Annotated in this window: 15 protein-coding genes; 7 read left to right on the top strand and 8 right to left on the bottom strand. The window is 39.8% G+C overall.

What is annotated here, in order from left to right:
• Nucleotides 1-31: 31 nt before the first annotated feature.
• The gene (gene hflX / locus HOD97_02400; protein ID MBT4280463.1) at nt 32-1,261 is read left to right on the top strand and encodes a GTPase HflX; all 1,230 of its coding nucleotides are present in this window, start codon (nt 32-34) and stop codon (nt 1,259-1,261) included.
• Here the strand turns inward: hflX and HOD97_02395 are convergent, their stop codons facing one another.
• The 7 genes from HOD97_02395 to HOD97_02365 form a co-directional block, all read right to left on the bottom strand.
• Nucleotides 1,262-2,086 carry an SDR family oxidoreductase gene (locus tag HOD97_02395; GenBank protein MBT4280462.1) on the bottom strand — a complete coding sequence of 275 codons (825 nt, stop codon included), beginning with the start codon at nt 2,084-2,086 and terminating at the stop codon, nt 1,262-1,264.
• Nucleotides 2,083-3,837, bottom strand: a complete 1,755-nt coding sequence (locus tag HOD97_02390) for an FAD-binding oxidoreductase (GenBank protein MBT4280461.1) — start codon at nt 3,835-3,837, stop codon at nt 2,083-2,085. The genes HOD97_02395 and HOD97_02390 overlap by 4 nt, the downstream gene beginning before the upstream one ends.
• A complete protein-coding gene (locus HOD97_02385; protein ID MBT4280460.1) occupies nt 3,830-4,546 on the bottom strand; it encodes a 1-acyl-sn-glycerol-3-phosphate acyltransferase in 717 nt (238 codons plus the stop codon). Before HOD97_02385 ends, HOD97_02390 begins: the two co-directional genes overlap by 8 nt.
• Nucleotides 4,547-4,549: 3 nt before the next feature.
• Nucleotides 4,550-5,707 (bottom strand): hydroxymethylglutaryl-CoA reductase, encoded by a 1,158-nt coding sequence (locus HOD97_02380; protein ID MBT4280459.1) that lies wholly within the window; start codon nt 5,705-5,707, stop codon nt 4,550-4,552.
• A gap of 362 nt (nt 5,708-6,069) precedes the next feature.
• Nucleotides 6,070-7,365, bottom strand: a complete 1,296-nt coding sequence (locus HOD97_02375) for a dicarboxylate/amino acid:cation symporter (protein ID MBT4280458.1) — start codon at nt 7,363-7,365, stop codon at nt 6,070-6,072.
• A gap of 52 nt (nt 7,366-7,417) precedes the next feature.
• Nucleotides 7,418-7,615: a hypothetical protein gene (locus HOD97_02370; GenBank protein MBT4280457.1), complete on the bottom strand. Its 198-nt coding sequence runs from the start codon at nt 7,613-7,615 to the stop codon at nt 7,418-7,420.
• Nucleotides 7,608-9,677, bottom strand: a complete 2,070-nt coding sequence (locus HOD97_02365; GenBank protein MBT4280456.1) for a thioredoxin domain-containing protein — start codon at nt 9,675-9,677, stop codon at nt 7,608-7,610. The genes HOD97_02370 and HOD97_02365 overlap by 8 nt, the downstream gene beginning before the upstream one ends.
• Nucleotides 9,678-9,834: 157 nt before the next feature.
• Between HOD97_02365 and HOD97_02360 the strand changes: the two genes are divergently transcribed.
• Together HOD97_02360 and HOD97_02355 are read left to right on the top strand one after the other, a co-directional pair.
• Nucleotides 9,835-11,583 carry a DUF885 domain-containing protein gene (locus HOD97_02360; protein ID MBT4280455.1) on the top strand — a complete coding sequence of 583 codons (1,749 nt, stop codon included), beginning with the start codon at nt 9,835-9,837 and terminating at the stop codon, nt 11,581-11,583.
• Nucleotides 11,584-11,631: 48 nt separating this feature from the next.
• On the top strand, nt 11,632-13,062 hold the full coding sequence (locus HOD97_02355) for a sodium:solute symporter family protein (protein MBT4280454.1): 1,431 nt from the start codon (nt 11,632-11,634) through the stop codon (nt 13,060-13,062).
• Here HOD97_02355 and HOD97_02350 read toward each other — a convergent pair.
• A complete protein-coding gene (locus tag HOD97_02350; GenBank protein ID MBT4280453.1) occupies nt 13,059-13,679 on the bottom strand; it encodes a GNAT family N-acetyltransferase in 621 nt (206 codons plus the stop codon). The genes HOD97_02355 and HOD97_02350 overlap by 4 nt on opposite strands.
• Before the next feature lie 117 nt (nt 13,680-13,796).
• Here HOD97_02350 and pyrF point away from each other — a divergent pair, with 117 nt between their 5' ends.
• From pyrF to HOD97_02330, 4 genes are read left to right on the top strand one after another with little or no spacing between them, the layout of a single operon-like run.
• Nucleotides 13,797-14,582 carry an orotidine-5'-phosphate decarboxylase gene (gene pyrF, locus HOD97_02345; GenBank protein MBT4280452.1) on the top strand — a complete coding sequence of 262 codons (786 nt, stop codon included), beginning with the start codon at nt 13,797-13,799 and terminating at the stop codon, nt 14,580-14,582.
• The gene (locus tag HOD97_02340) at nt 14,572-15,147 is read left to right on the top strand and encodes an orotate phosphoribosyltransferase (GenBank protein ID MBT4280451.1); all 576 of its coding nucleotides are present in this window, start codon (nt 14,572-14,574) and stop codon (nt 15,145-15,147) included. Before pyrF ends, HOD97_02340 begins: the two co-directional genes overlap by 11 nt.
• Before the next feature lie 35 nt (nt 15,148-15,182).
• Complete coding sequence (locus HOD97_02335; GenBank protein ID MBT4280450.1) at nt 15,183-15,740, top strand: peptidylprolyl isomerase; 558 nt, start codon at nt 15,183-15,185, stop codon at nt 15,738-15,740.
• Nucleotides 15,737-16,645, top strand: coding sequence for a patatin-like phospholipase family protein (locus HOD97_02330; GenBank protein MBT4280449.1), 909 nt, complete (start codon nt 15,737-15,739; stop codon nt 16,643-16,645). The genes HOD97_02335 and HOD97_02330 overlap by 4 nt, the downstream gene beginning before the upstream one ends.
• Nucleotides 16,646-16,672 lie beyond the last annotated feature (27 nt).

Raw genomic sequence — 16,672 nt, 5'->3', positions numbered from 1 at the left:
TTCAAATATTATAGAAAAAGAAAATGCGTTTTTGGTTGGTGTTGTTCATGGAAAAGTTTCCAGACAAGATGTTGGTGAACATTTGGATGAATTAAATCTTCTCGCAGAAACAGCCGGTGCAAATGTATCCGGTAGAATTATTCAAAACTTAAACCGAATAAATCCAAAATATTTCTTAGGAAAAGGAAAGGCTGAGCAAGTTATAAGCCAAGCGAAGGAATTAAAAGTAAATCTAATTATTTTTGATGAAGACCTTACACCGGCACAGGTCAAGAATTATATGGATCTTACTGATGATATAAAAATAATTGATCGCAGTGCTCTGATTTTAGATATTTTTAAACAACATGCTCAATCGAGGGAATCCAAAACCCAAGTGGAAATGGCATATTATCAATATCTATTGCCTCGCCTTACCCACCAATGGACACACCTTGAACGCCAAATGGGCGGAATTGGGACCCGTGCCGGAATGGGGGAAACCCAAATTGAAGTTGACCGACGAATCATCAGAACCAAAATTGCAAAATTAAAAAAGGATTTAGAGCGGATTGAAAAGGAACGAAGTACACAGGCGCATAAACGACGAACGGAATTTCGTACAGCACTTGTTGGATATACCAACGCTGGCAAATCTACTTTATTCAAATGTATGACCGGATCCGACGTTTTTATTCAAGATCAACTTTTTGCAACACTTGATACTACGATCCGACGAATCCAACTTGGTGACACACATACATGTTTGATAAGCGATACTGTGGGGTTTATCCGCAAACTCCCTCACCATCTTGTTGCATCTTTTCGAAGCACTTTAAAGGAAGTGCTCGAAGCTGATTTGCTCATAATTGTATTAGATATTAGTTCTCCGTTTTTGAAAGATCATTTGAAGACCATCGATGAGGTGCTAAAGGATTTAGATGCCGAGAAAATTCCTCGGTTAATTGTATTAAATAAAGCAGACTTGGTTCAAGATGTAGAACAAATAAGTTCCTCAATTAATTCATTTCCGGACAGCATTGCTGTTAGCGCGCTTGAATCTCTAAGGATTGACCAGTTGAAAAATAAGATTCTTGAAATTATGGAGCAGAATTTTCAAACAATAGAAGTAGAAGTATCTTACAAAAACGGGAAAATTGTGTCAGAATCGCAAGAGGGAGTTGTCGTATTAAATAGGGAGTACCTGGAAACGGGAGTGAAATTAACAATTCGAGGAAGCCGAAGAAGAATTGAACAAATTCAATCTTCACTTCCTACTTAGTCAGGAACCGTGATCCCCAACCTTTTTTGTTATATTATTCAAAAGCCATTTTCTGAAAAATAATTTTAGGAATGGAATAAATCTTAATTTTCCGGGTATATATATTGATTTCTTATCTGTTTGGATTGCCTCAATAATTTGCTTGGTACAGATTTCCAGTCCAACAGCGTTATGATTATGACTGTGTCGTGCTTCTCCCAATTGTATTCCATCCGATCCAAAAGCATTCTCTCGCAAATTTGTTCCTTTGATCCATCCAAGAAAGGCATTCGCGAAATGTACTTGACCATCAAGTTCCATTTCTAATGACTCCAAAAACCCCTGTAAGGCATGTTTAGATGCTGCATATCCTGTATGATGTGGAAACCCGACAATAGCCTGAGCGGTAGTAATAGCTACAATTTTTCCATGTGATTTTTTTAATTCCGGCAATGCAGAATGAATACAATTCACACAACCTGTATAATTGACATCCATAATTTTTTTAAAAAAGGATACATCTTTAATTTTTTCAAAAGGCGCCCACATACTGATTCCGGCATTGAGAATGATCATATCTAATGAGCCAAAAGTTTCTACAGTAGATTCAATTAATGTCGAACAATCCTCGCTTTTTGTGATATCTGTTTGGATGACAAAAGCAGTTCCTCCATCCTGAGTAATATCAACATAAATTTGATTAAGTTTTATCTCATTACGTGAGGCTAGAACAACTTTTGCACCCGCCGATGCTAACTTTTTTGAAAGAGATTCTCCGATGCCGGATGATGCACCTGTTACTACAATTGTTTTACCGGAAAGATTGATGGGACAGCCTCTGTTTATTCAGCAAAAATTCCGTTTCGGATTCCAAACACATTAGCAGGATCATGAGAATTTTTCATATCTTTGATAAGTTTCATACTGGAATCAGAAAGGGTATCACTCATGAAATCCTTTCGAAGTTTACCAACGCCATGATGATGAGAAATTGAACCGCCGTGATCCATAATTGCTTTTCGAATGGCATGCTCAATTTCACAAAATACATCTTCAGCGTTTGGAATACCTTTGATGCTCATTCCCAACATAAAGTATATACACACTCCTGTATGATAAATTTGAGGAATGCGGTAGGAAATGTAGGGTTTGCCCGGGATATTATGTTTTGCATGAAGGTCATATAATGTTTGAGTTGCTGCTTTACATACATCAGGGATTTTACTCCACGGAACCGATGTTTCCATCGTTTCACCAATCACGTGAAATTTTGTAAGAAAATCTCGTACATATGCAATGGCATAGGTTAACATATATCCCCGTTTCCCATTTCCGGGACCACCAACCATTCCGCCATGCCTTTTGGCTAAAGATAAGGTATTTTTTTCCTGATACGATACTTCCCCGGAAGTGCCTTCCATAACAAAGGTAACAGCGCAAAGTTTTTCACCATCAAATCCTTTTAAATTTAATAGTACGAATTTTTTAATTGAATCTATCAATTTATGAATGCCTTCCGCTTTCGGTTTTAAAGCTTGTCCAAATCTGAATTGTATATTATCAACCAAACGAACACTTGAGGGAATAAAGTTGGTTTTTGATAATTCGTATAGAAATTCGACTCCTGCATCCCAATCATTAAACACAGCGGAATTGTATTTTTTTACTTCGGGTAATTTGTGAATTTTTAAGATAGCCTTGGTAATAATACCAAGATTTCCTTCAGACCCAAATAATATATTTTGAGGTTTGAAGCCGATGGATGCGCGGGAGAGAGGTGATACTTGTTCAATAACACCGTTTGGTGTAATCATAGTTACATTTTCAACGATATCTTCAATATTGCCATATTTATTCTTTTTCATTCCGCTTGCATTGGTGGCGATCCATCCACCGAGTGTGGACAATTCAACACTGTCCGGTTCGTGGCCTACGCAAAAACCTTTTTCAGCTAACCTGTTTTCCAATTCAGTTCCTGTAATGCCGGCTTGAACGCAAATTCTTCTATCTTTTTCATTAATCCATTCTACCTCATCCATTCGACGAAGATCAACAGCAACAACCATCCGGCTTTCAGCTTCCGGAATTTTTAAAGCGCTACTTACGCTAGTACCGCCTCCGAACGGGATGAGACAAACATTAAACTCGATTGCAAATTGAATCAGTTGCTTGGTCTCTTCCTCTGATTCGAGATAAAAAACCATGTCCGCTGTTCGATCAATTTTATTGTATAAAATTTTATAAACTTCTTCTGAAGTTGTTTGACCATGGCTGTGCAGCAATCGGTCTTTATCTTTTATTGAATACCGATCCTCTGGGAAAGTCTGCTTGATTTTTTCGAAAAATTCTTCATTAATATGAGATGAATTCACCGGTTTTTCTTCTACTTCAGGTAATGTTTCTTCAGGATTGATTATTATTCCAAGTACTTCCTCGATATACGGAATAAAATCAGGCATGCGTGCGCCACAGAGTTCATATCGGCTGCCGGTCATTGAAACGGTCATATCATCATTAAGGACAAACTTGGTATCTCTATAGCCCCATTTATGTCCCCAAGTTTCATTATTAATTGCGAAAAATTTATTGTCAGCCATGAATGGTGTGTCCTGCATTTTTAATTCTGGATTCAAGTTCATTGGTGAAAGCAGTGACGGGATCAGAATGATGATCGAATTCACTTGGATACATTGGATCTAGAATGTTGATTTGGATTCGAGTTGGTTTCATAAATAAATTTCCTTTGGGCCAAGAATTCCCAGAACCATGAATAAATACAGGCACAATGGGTGCATTCAATTCAGTGGAAAAACGGGCTGCGCCTTTGCGGAATGGTTTGATCTCATTTGGTTTACCACGTGATCCTTCAGGAAAAATGACCAAATTCCGTTTCCCTAATTCCATAAATGCTTTGCTAATGGTGATTGTATCTGAAAAGGGGAAAGTATCTTTATTTTTTGTAGATCTTCTAGCGATAGGAATCAAATTCATGACTAAATTTATTAGAATTCGTTTGAATGAGTTATCGAACCAATAATCTTTTGCTGCGAGCATTCCAAAATGGTTAAAGCTTTTCCCGGCTGCTGTGCTAACCAACGCAACATCCATATGACTGTTGTGGTTACTGCAAAAAATAGCGGAAGCATTTGGAATTTTTTCCCGTCCAAAAATTGTAACTGGGACGTACCAAGAAAAAACAAATCTACAGTAGATATAAAATAAGTTTTTCCATAATCGAAAAAAAATGGGTTGTTTGTGTACGAGGTAGGCATACTTGGGATTGTCAAGGACGGGAATATTTAACATCCATTATCGTCCATATTTCATATGCGCTTTGGTAAATGTATCAGAAACGATGGCAGACATTAGCGAAATCTCGAGCGCAAGACTTGAAGCGCAAATAATTTCTGCGAGTTTTTTTGAAGTATGTTTCCCTTCATGGCAATTGAGAAGTTGAAGGTTTTGATTTTGGGGGAGAAGTCTTGTGCCACCACCGACTGTTCCAATTGTGACAGAGGGAAGTGTTAATCTGAATTTCATTCCATGATCGACAGGTTCTGTTTGAAAATGACCAATCGAATTTTCTGCAACACATGCAGTATCCTGACCAGTTGCAAGATATAGAGCGGTTAGTGCGTTGGAAATATGTAAATGGCATCCTTGTGTTCCAGCCAATGTGGTTATGGTCGGACCAAGTAATTGGAATTTTTCTACATCAGAAATTTTAATTCCCAGAATTCTACGCAAAATTGAGTTAGGTATTGTTGTTTCAGCTATAACGCTATGCCCTCGTCCCAAAATCATATTTCGTGCAGATGCTTTTTTATCACTGTTAAATCCGGACTCCAGGATAAAAGAGTGTCCTGTTTTTTCTTTGATGAAATCGCAAGCAGCTTTTGCGGCAAGGGTCACCATATTTTGCCCAGCTGCATTCCCGGTGTCAAGCACCATATCAAGTACAACATAATTTTGAATTGGGTATTGATCAATCCGAATCAGCTTTCCATGATTGGATGTCGATTCTGCAATCTTCTTAATCGCTGAAAAATGGGAATCAACCCATTTCATAAATTTGGTTGACGCATCAATATCTTGAAATATAAATACTGGCGCGCGTGATAATTCTTGTTTGATATGTTTTACGGTGAAACCGCCGCTTCGCCTTGCGGCTGCCATTCCACGGTTCATGGAAATGGCTAGGGTCCCTTCTAAAGTACAAAGCGGAACATAAAATTCACCTTTAGCATGGTTGCCTGAAATAAGCAATGGACCGGCAATTGCCATTGGTATTTTCATAAAACCAATATGATTTTCAATGATTCCTTTTAGATCTTCAGGACTATTTTGGATATCATCTTTAAAATCCAACCCCGATTTGTCCTTGATCCAATCCAGTCGCTTTTTTGTGTCAGCGCTAGTAAACCCAATTGGGATCGTGATATTATTTTTTTGTTTTTTTATTGTCATGTCTTTGGAATTGCAAAGTTAGTAACCGTGAATATATTGCAAAATATAATTAATTCGGATTGGTTTTGTAAATAGGTCTTTTGGGTAATAAAAAGCCCCGCCAAGGGTTCACGCGGGGCAAATTCTTCCCGTTTTGAGACCAATTTCAGGACCGAGTATCGACACGGTGGTGGCCTCCTGAATACAGCAAACTACCTTGATCTACCACAAAGCAGAAAGGTCTGTTTTTTGCATCCAGAGTACAGCCTCCAAGATTTATTATTGTAGATCCTGAAATGGATGTACCCAAAACGGGATAATCAAAAATCATATTGAAATTTAACGAGTTTTCCGGTAGCTACCCAAGCAGGAAGAAAGCCATTTTAGATTGAGCTGGATTGGGAACGTAGCTGTCCCTCAGTTGCGGCGACCATAACAGCAACGCTGGCATCGCCAGTAACATTTGTGGTTGTCCGAAGCATATCCAAAATTCTATCGACGCCAAGTATCAAGGCAATGCCCTCACTGGGGACATGAATCGCTTCTAAAATGATAACAAGCATTATAATTCCTGCACCCGGAACTGCAGCAGTTCCAATAGACGCAAGTACAGCAGTAAGGACAATGGTGATTTGCGCACCTAATCCAAGTTCCATTCCAAGTGTTTGGGCGATAAAGACTGCCGCAACCGCCTGATACAGTGCCGTTCCATCCATATTAATGGTGGCGCCAAGTGGCAGAACAAAGGAAGATACTTCTTCGGAAACTCCCAATTCATCTTCGCATCGTTCCATCGTAACCGGCAATGTTGCGCCACTAGAACTTGTGGAAAACGCCAATAACTGAGCTGGAGCAATACCTTTATAAAAATCTTTCAATTTCATAGGCGTGAAAAATTTTAAAATGGAAGTATAAGTAACAACCATGTGAATCAAAAGTCCTGCAATTACTGCCAGCATGTAATACCCAAGTGATCCTAATAAATCAATGACATTTGAGATATTGTCCCCGGCAACGGATTGGATGGTGCTAGCAATCAGGGCAAAAACGCCTATGGGCGCCATCAACATAATGACATCCACGAGTTTGATAATTACATCATTCATTCCCTCAAAAACAACCAAAACTGGTTTGGATACATCTTTTGGAACCTGAATGAGACCAATTCCGAGAAAAATTGCAAAGAAAACAATTTGAAGCATATTTCGGTTACTAGATGCTGAATTAAAGAAATTATTCGGAACCATATCGACTAAAGGCTGAAGCGGTCCTCGATTCTTAACCGCTTCTGCGGCTCCTGCTTTTGTGGATGCTGCAGATTGGTATCTTTGCTCAAGCTTTTCCTTTATCTCTATAGGAACTGAATCACCGGGCTTAAGAAGGTTCACTGATACAAGCCCAATCGTGACTGCAATGGCCGTAGTGATAACATAAATTCCAATCGTTTTTCCGCCGATACGAGATAATTTTTTTAAATCAGAAAGTGAAGCCACGCCTGTTATCAAAGAAAATAGTACCAGAGGAACCGCAATCAGTTTCAATAGATTAAGAAAGATTGTGCCGAAGGGCGCTATCCAGTCATTTGTAAAGGATCCCCATCCTTGAACTGCTGCAATAATACCATACGCCAATCCTAAGAGAAGACCGATGATGATTTGCCAGTGGAGTTTCAACTTCATAAGGCGGGGAAGTTAGTGCATTATCAGGTGTTTGCCAAAACAGCAATTCGAATTATTTTTTACGCTTTTCCTTTTCATATGTTTTATAATACGAATCACCCATTTCAGAAAAAAAGGTGAACACTTTATTCTTTTTCCCGGTTTCACTTGATGGGTCAGATTTCTTAATTATGGTCTTTATTCCGGTATCCAGTAAATCTTGAAAATGCGCTAACAAACGTCCAAGCCCCGAAGGAAGGTTTTTATTCATCCAACAACCCCAATGCTGTATTGATATTAGTTGTGGGTTGTTTGCAGGAAAAATTTTCGCAAACATAGAATGTAGTTTTTCCTTCTACTTGAATTTGGGTTTGGGTCCAAGGTGCAAGATTCGATAATGATTTATCATTCGGGTTTTTTAGAATCAATACCCGGTTTGGATTATATTGACTCCGGATTTTTTCGATCGCAATACTGGTTTCTTTTTCTTCCAGATTACCTACGATGACAAATTCAATTGGGTTGCTCGTTTGGAAAAGATACGCTGATAGCAGTTGAGTGAATCCACGTGGAGTAGTAGATATTGATCTAGAAAAAACTTTAAAGATGGATTCTGAATAATCGAGCCATTTAGAATCGCCGGTCATTCGGCCAAGTCTTAATAAACACATTGCAGCCACAGAGTTTCCAGAAGGAATAGCACCATCATAACCGGTTTTTGCTCGGATAATCAATTCTTCATCACCCAATTTTCCAAGGAAAAACCCACCGTTTACTTGGTCCCAAAAATCAGTCACCATTTGCTCAGATAATTCTACAGCTTCTTTTAAAAATCGAGTTTCAAAAGTGGCTTCATATAATTCAATTAATCCCCACGATAAAAATGCATAATCATCAAGATGTCCGGGCAAACCGGCTTTCCCATTTCGAAATCGTTTTAATAAAGTTCCGTCATCATTCCGTATGTTCTTAAGGATAAAGTCCATTGCTTTTTTTGCGCGATTTACATAATCCTGATCACCGAGAACCGTTCCTGCTTTTGCCATTGCCGCAATCATGAGTCCGTTCCAATCCGTTAAAATTTTATCATCTTTTAACGGATGGATACGTTTCTCACGATCATCAAACAAAACACTTCCAGAATAATGAATGAATTCGGTTAACTCTTCTTCTTCCATTGAATAATTGGTTGCAAGAGTCTTCATATCTTTTTGAAGGAAAAGTATGTTTTTATCGGATGGTTTTCTCGTAGCTTCGTCTCGAAAATTCCCTTTTTCAGACATATTAAATAGAGACATAAATTGTTGAGCATCATCCACACCCAAAAGGGTTAGAATTTCATCGGTCCTCCAAACATAAAATTTCCCTTCTACGCCTTCACTATCAGCATCTTCGGCTGAATAAAACCCGCCGTCTTTGTCTGTCATATCTCGCGTGATATAAGTCAAAATTTCACGGACAACTTTTTCATAAAACGGATCCTTTGTTGAGCCGAATGCTTCAAGATATGCCATGGTAAGCATAGCCTGATCGTATAACATTTTTTCAAAATGAGGAACACGCCATTGACTATCGGTTGAGTAGCGATGGAATCCGAAACCTATTTGATCAAAAATGCCTCCTTTTCGCATGGCTTTTAAAGTTTCTTCTGCCATATTTAGTGCATGCGCATTGCCCGAAGTTTTCGCATATCGAATCAGATATATTAAATTGTGAGGCGAAGGGAATTTTGGCGATTTTCCAAACCCACCGTCCTTTGAATCAAACTGTTTTTCAAAATAGGTGTAAGCGCCATCTAGGACTGATTCCTGTAATTCAGGTCCTACAGAAGGTTGATTGTTTTTTTGGATGTATTCTATAATGCGATCTTTAGATGTCAGAATTTCATTTCGTTTATTTTTCCACGCTTCAGCAATGGCAGGAACTACTTGATACATTCCCGGACGTTGACCTCTGCGATCTTTGGGAATATACGTTCCGGCAAAAAATGGTTCTTTATCCGGGGTCATAAAAATTGTCAACGGCCATCCGCCGCCGCCAGTCATTGCTTGGCACACTGCCATGTACACATGATCAACTTCGGGGCGTTCTTCCCGATCAACCTTGATAGAAATAAAATTGTCGTTCAGCAGTTTTGCCACACTATCATCTTCAAAAGATTCATGTTCCATTACATGACACCAGTGACAGGTGGAATAGCCAATGGATAGAAAAATAGGGCGGTCAAGTTCCTTTGCTTTTTTAAATGCTTCTTCGCCCCACGGATACCAATCTACGGGATTATCCGCGTGTTGGAGTAGGTAAGGACTTTGTTCATCGGCAAGTCTATTCATGTGATTTTCTCCTGAAGGATTCGCATTTTTTCCGACATCCGATTGAGAGCAACCAGAAAAAAAAGCAATCCAAAAAAGAAATAAAATATGGTCCCTAATTTTGCTCCGCACTAATGTTGGAATTTGATAAATCATCTATTAATTTAATATTATTCAAATGGATAAACCTTCATTAAAGTATGCTGTAATTGGTGGTCTAGGTCTTTCTTTTTTTGTATTCATGGTTCTGTCTCTGGCTGTTACTCACGAATTCAAAGATTTGAAAGATTCATTCCTAAAATCGTATTATAAAACATATCCGGTTAATGCAACTTGGATTGGGGTTCACGAATATGATGGCTCGTTAACAGATTACAGCCGCAAGGCGTTGGATTCTAGAGCGTCATACTTAAAAAATATAAGTGAACAAATTGAATCTCTAGATTTTTCACGGTTAAACCAAAATGACCACATTGATTATGAAATCTTGCTTGATGCAATTCGTAGTGAACAATTTGAATTATTGGAATTAAAAGAGGCTACGTGGAATCCATTAGTGTATATGGGCGAGTTAGGGTTTGCATTCGAAAGTTTAATTGGGTTTGAGTTTGCATCAGCTTCTGAACGAGCCAATACATTTCTAAGTAGGCTAAATGAAACGCCTAATTTCTTATTTCAGGCTGAAGCACTTCTTGATTCATGTCCCCAAATTCATCTTAACACTGCCATCCGCCAATGCGATGGTGTGATGCAGATGCTGGATAGCGGAATAGATTTATTTCTAGAGGATATTGAATCTGATCTTGCGGTCAAAATAAAAAGTGCGTCAAAAATAGCTTTGGCATCTCTCACTCAGTTTAAAGCATTCCTTGAAAACAAGCTAAAGGAACCACACAAAGATTTCAGACTCGGCTCTGATCTCTACGAACATAAACTTTCGCACATTTTGCGAGAAAATTTATCAGCAAAGACTGTTTTGGAAAAAGCAGAGGAATTTTTGAAAATAACACAAGATGATATGGCTGATTTAGCATTTCCGCTTTATACCGAATGGTTTGGCGAAGAACCCAAAATTGATTCTCATGGAGATAAACAGAAAATGGTCAGGCGCGTACTGGACCGGATTTCAGAAGATCATGTTGGCAGGGAAGAGGTTATGGAAGATGCGCTCGGTACGATTTCTGAACTGACCCAATTTATTCAAGATAAAAATTTGCTCACACTTGATCCAAACAAACCTCTTGAAGTCCGACCGATGCCGGAGTTTCAGCGTGGTGTTTCGGTGGCGAATTTGCAGGCACCCGGACCGCTGGAATCAAATTTGCAGACCTATTACAATGTTTCGCCAGTTCCGGAAGACTGGGATAACGAACGAGTTGAATCTTTTTTGAGAGAGTATAATCATATTTCGGTTACAATTCTTTCTATCCACGAAGCGTTACCTGGTCATTATGTTCAGCTGTATTATGCCAACCGCCATCCGTCTCTTATTCGAGCCGTGTTTAGTAGTGGTGTTATGATTGAATGTTGGGCGCACTACACCGAAGCGATGATGATTGAGGAAGGGCTAGGTGGCGGCGATCCGCGATATGACTTGGTACAGAAAAAATGGCGATTACGAGGAATAGCAAACGCAATTATTGATCAAAAAATTCATGCGGGAAATATGACACGGGAAGAAGCCATGAATTTAATGGTAGCCGAAACATTTCAGGAAGAAGCCGAAGCATCTGCGAAATGGGTAAGAGCACAACTGACATCGGCACAACTTTCTACTTATTTTGTAGGGAGTATGCTGATTGAGGAATTGCGAAAAGATTATCAGCAAAAGCATGGAGACGATTTCAGCCTAAAAACGTTTCATGAAACATTGTTGTCACAGGGTTCCATTCCGGTGCGGTATCTTAGGCAAATCCTGTTGGACTGATGTATCTTTCAGTTCTCTATCCTTTTCGGTTACTAATATATTGAGATTATGACGCACCTGACTTTTATAACCCTTTACCTGCTGGCGCTGATTGGAGTCGGTGCATACAAAGCAGGAAAAATAAAAACACAGGAAGATTTTGCGGTCGCCGGACGATCTTTGACACCGTGGATTCTGGTAGGTACGATGATGGCAACCTGGATGGGAACCGGTTCTATTTTGGGGAATGCCGGTAAAACATACATGACCGGAATGGCGGCCTTGATTTTGCCGATTGGCGGTGTAGTCGGGATTGCGTTTCTGACGCGCATTGCCGGGAAAGTGAGATCTTTCAATAAATTCACGGTCCCTGAAATAATTGGAGACAGATACGGATCAACGGCGCGCCTGTTGAGTGTTGTGGCATTAGTTATGGCGTACATGGTAATTGTGAGTTATCAGTACAATGCCGGCGGTGCGGTGTTGTTTACGGTACTTCAAGATAGCGCCGGAAATCCAATGATCACCGAGGAAACAGGAACGATCATTGCTGCATTGTTCATCATTACATACACGGTTTTGGCCGGACTTGTGAGTGTTGCCTATACTGATGTTGTTAACGGAATTATTATGATGGTTACTTTCCTCATTGCGTTTCCTCTGCTCTGGATCAAAGCCGGCGGCGCGGATGGAATGACCGCATCATTCATTTCAATGGGGAAACCGGAGCATATGCAGTTTTTCGGAGTGTATTCCACGATTGATATTATCAATTTTTGCCTACCGCCATTTCTACTTGTAATGGGCGATGCCAATATGTATCAGCGGTTTTTCGCCAGCAAAAATGCAGAAGGTGCAAAATCTGCAACCACCGTTTTGATTTTTGCAGTCGCAATCATGGAATTGTTAATTATCGCGACAGCTTGGGTTAGCGCGAGTCTGATTCCGGATGCTGAAGTCGGCAAATATGTTCTCATTTATGCGGCACACCAATTATTGCCGACGTTCCTTGGCGCCGTTATGATGACTACCATTGTCGGCATCATTTTATCCACCGCGGATTCGTTTTTACTCGTACCGGCAACGACACTCATGAAGGATGTATATCTTGAGTATATCAATCCAAAAGCAAACCAGAAAAAAATAGTTTTCTTAAGCCGAATGTTAGTATTGGTGCTTGGGATTGTCGCCTATATTGTTTCGTTGGGATTTGCAAAATCCGCCGGATTTTTTGAGCGGGCGCTTTATGCCTACACGATTTACGGAGCGGCGATTACGCCATCGCTCGTGGCTGCGTTGTTTTGGAAAGGCGCCACGAAGGAAGGCGCAGTTGCTTCAATTTTATCGGGGACATTTATCACATTATTATGGAAGGAACTGCCATCACTTTGGACGTGGGTTCCGGCGCATATTTACGGCAGTGTGGATGAAGTGCTTCCAGCGATTAGTGCTTCACTGTTCGCCCTGATTAGTGTGAGTTTGCTGACAAAAAAGAATTAAACCTGCTCCGCGAGCGGCGGATTGTACTTCTGGAATTCACCCGGCGGCGGACCGAGATCACGGCGGTAATATTCAAAAGGTATTTCCATTCCATGCCAATTTTCCACACGATTCACGATCCGGATATCTCCGGTGAAATTTTTTGAAATTCCCGCTTTAACGTGCCCTGTAATAAAACGAATTCCATCTTTTTTCTTTGCCCAATTCAGGTACACGCGCTTCAGCATTTTGGCATAGCCGTGACCTTTATATTTCGATAAAACCACGAAAGCGTATGTATATAGTGTATTGGCTTTCCCAAAATTTTCGTCGAGCCTTGCCCATGGTTCTGAATGTATATCTTCTACAGGAATGCCGATAATATACCCGATAATTTCATTTCGGTATCGTGCAATGAAGGGAAGGGACCCGGGTTTATTGAAATATCGGCAGATGGTTGCTTTTGTCAAAACTGCATGATCGCCGTATTCTTTGGCGAGGTGTTTTGAAATTTCGATGAGCTGGGGAAAATCCTCTTCACCGGCATGGTCGAGCAATTCGATCTGAAATACCCCGGAGGATGCAATAATCCGAGACTTAGATGATCGGGAAATATCAAATGAAAGCTGTTCCATCATACTTGAATTTAAACCTCCGCAGGAAAATTGAAATTCATGTTTTGATATTTAATTTCATTTTCTTTTAATCCTGCTTTGGTTTCGAGGAAAATGAATCTGTAAATTGGTACCACAAAAATGTCTTTTAATTCACAACTTTCAGAACGAGTTAACCAATCGCAGTCAAACCTATGCGTTGGACTTGATATTGCGCCTGAAAATTTTCCAGATGCCGTAGTTGGTTTGTCTGAATTACAGGATCATTGCAAAAAGGTGATTCATGCAACTTCTGAGTTCGCCGCTGCTTATAAACCTAACCTTGCTTTTTTTGAACGGTGGGGAAGTGAAGGTATTCGTTGGCTGGAAGACACATTAAAACTGATTCCTTCAAATGCGATTGTTATCGGAGATGGAAAACGAGGCGATATTGGGAATACGGCAACGCAATATACCAAAAGCCTTTTTGAACATTTTGGGTTTGATGCAGTTACCGTTAATCCATTTATGGGACGTGATGCAATTAAACCTTTTTTATCTGACCCTGGAAAAGGTGCCTTTATCCTTTGCCGAACTTCAAACGATTCCGCTTCAGATTTGCAAAGTTCTGAGGTGATTCAAAAAACGATAGATCTTTCTATGGAAATCAATGAACTAGATAATGTTGGGCTTGTGATTGGTGCAACTGCACCCGAAGAATTAAAATCGATCCGTGATAAAGCACCTGAAATTCCGTTTCTTATTCCGGGCGTTGGCGCTCAGGGAGGCGATTTAGAATCAAGTTTAAAAAACGGAACAAGAAATGGTTTGGCGCTTATTAATGTTTCAAGAGGCATAAGTTTCGCTGGAGATTTAAGTGAACAAGCTATTCACGATGCGGCGGGGAATTATGTGAAAAAAATGAGAGATATCCTTAATGAATCCTGAAAATTTTCTAGCCATTTTCAAAAATACCGGCGCATTGCTGGAAGGTCATTTTGTTCTGTCCTCCGGACGACACAGCCCGAGTTATTTTCAATGTGCAAAGGTGCTTTCGCATCCGGAATATTTAACGCTTTTTTCCGGAACTCTCGCCGATCATTTTAGAGATAGTAAGATTGATTCTGTGATTTCACCGGCAGTCGGCGGAATTGTGCTCGGAACCGAAGTTGGCAGAATTTTGAATAAGCGGACACTTTTTGCCGAGCGAGAAAATGGAAACATGACACTGCGTAGAGGATTTGGTATTGATGAAGGCGAAAATATTTTAGTAGTGGAAGACGTGATTACCACCGGAGGATCGGCTAAGGAAGTGATACATTTGGTTGAAAGTTTAGGCGGGAATGTTTCAGGTGTAGGTATCATTGTAGATCGCAGCGGCGGTACCGTAAAACTTCATGAAAACCAGCATTGTATTGTAGAATTGGAAGCAGTGAGTTATGCACCGGATAATTTGCCGGAGGCGTTAAAGAAAATACCAATAGAAAAACCAGGGAGCAGGAGTTTAAAATGAAAAAACGAATAGGAGTATTAATTATGATGGTTATGATGGCGAATGCAAAAGAACCGGAAGTTGCGGTTATTTCAACAACGTTTGGTGATATGGTGATCGAATTTTTTCCGGAGATTGCACCGAAGCATGTTGAAAGTTTTAAGATTTTAGCGCAAGAAGGCTATTTTAACGGATCAACGTTTCACCGTATTATTCCGGGATTTGTCATTCAGGGTGGAGATCCAAATTCAAAAGATGAGGATAGGACAAAACACGGGCAAGGGGGAAGGGCCGGAAAGTTCTTTGGAATTGGAAATGAAGACGATCCAAATACTTGGTTAATTCCTGAAGAGTTCAATGATCATCCTCACCACAAAGGTGCGCTTTCTATGGCGAGGACAAATGATCCGAATAGTGCAAGCAGTCAGTTTTTCATTTGTGTGGATAATGTGAACCAACTTGATAATAAATACACCGTTTTTGGACAAATTATTCAAGGAATTGAAGTCGCAGATAAAATTGTGGCTGTAGATAGAGACCGGAGAGACAATCCAATCGAAAGGGTGGAAATGACGATCAAAATCATTCAAAAAAAATCTCTTAAGAACGAATGAGACTAAAAACAGGGCTTGCCCTGAGCGGGGGTGGTGCAAGAGGTGCTGCCCATATTGGTGTGTTAAAAGTTCTTCATGAAAACAACATCAAATTTGATTGCATAGCAGGGACGAGTGCCGGTGCACTCATTGGTGCCATGTATGCCGCAACAGAAGATCCGGTATGGGTAGAAGAAAGGTTTAAATCCTTTTTGACCAACAAAGTGTTTAACCAAATGGGCGTTGGCAAAGTGGTACCCAGCACTTTTTCTAATTCCGTTTTTGGGCAATTGGCAAGAAAAATAAAAAATAATCTTGTGATGGTTGTGTCACTCAGGCGTGATTCTATTATAAAAAGGAAACGGTTAGAAGAAGCATTTCGATATCTTGTTCCCGTTAAAACATTTGAAGAACTTAAGGTCCCACTTTTTATAACTGCCACCGAATTGGAAACGATGCAACCTCGAATTTATTCCGAAGGTGATTTGATTGAAGCAATTGTTCGAAGCAGTTCGATTCCTGGTTATGTACAGCCAACTCGAAATTCGGAAGAAATTATAGTGGATGGAAATGCGATATTCCCTATTCCAGTTCAGCCAATAAGAGATCAAGCGGATTTTATTATTGCAGTGGATATCACTCGCAAAACTTCTACAAAAATGAAACGAGTTAATATTTTTGAAATTGTGATGAGGGCCAATCAAGCAACCTATGAGAATCTTGTTAAATATAATAATGCTGAAGCAGATTTCGTAATTCGCCCGCATGTAAAAGATTTACATTGGGCCAGTTTTGATGAAGTTGACGCCTTAGTGGAAAAGGGGAACAATGCAGCTGCAGAAACAGTTGATGAAATTATAAACTTGTTAAATGAAAAATCTTCATGGATTTATAAAATGAAACAATGGGTTGGTCGCAATAATTAAATCATGGTAATTTAAAAGATATTTTAA

The sequence above is a fragment of the Candidatus Neomarinimicrobiota bacterium genome (assembly GCA_018651745.1).
GTDB lineage: Bacteria > Fidelibacterota > Marinisomatia > Marinisomatales > TCS55 > JAAZYX01.
Note: the sequence above shows the minus strand (reverse complement) of the source record. Positions and strands in the feature narration are given on the sequence as shown.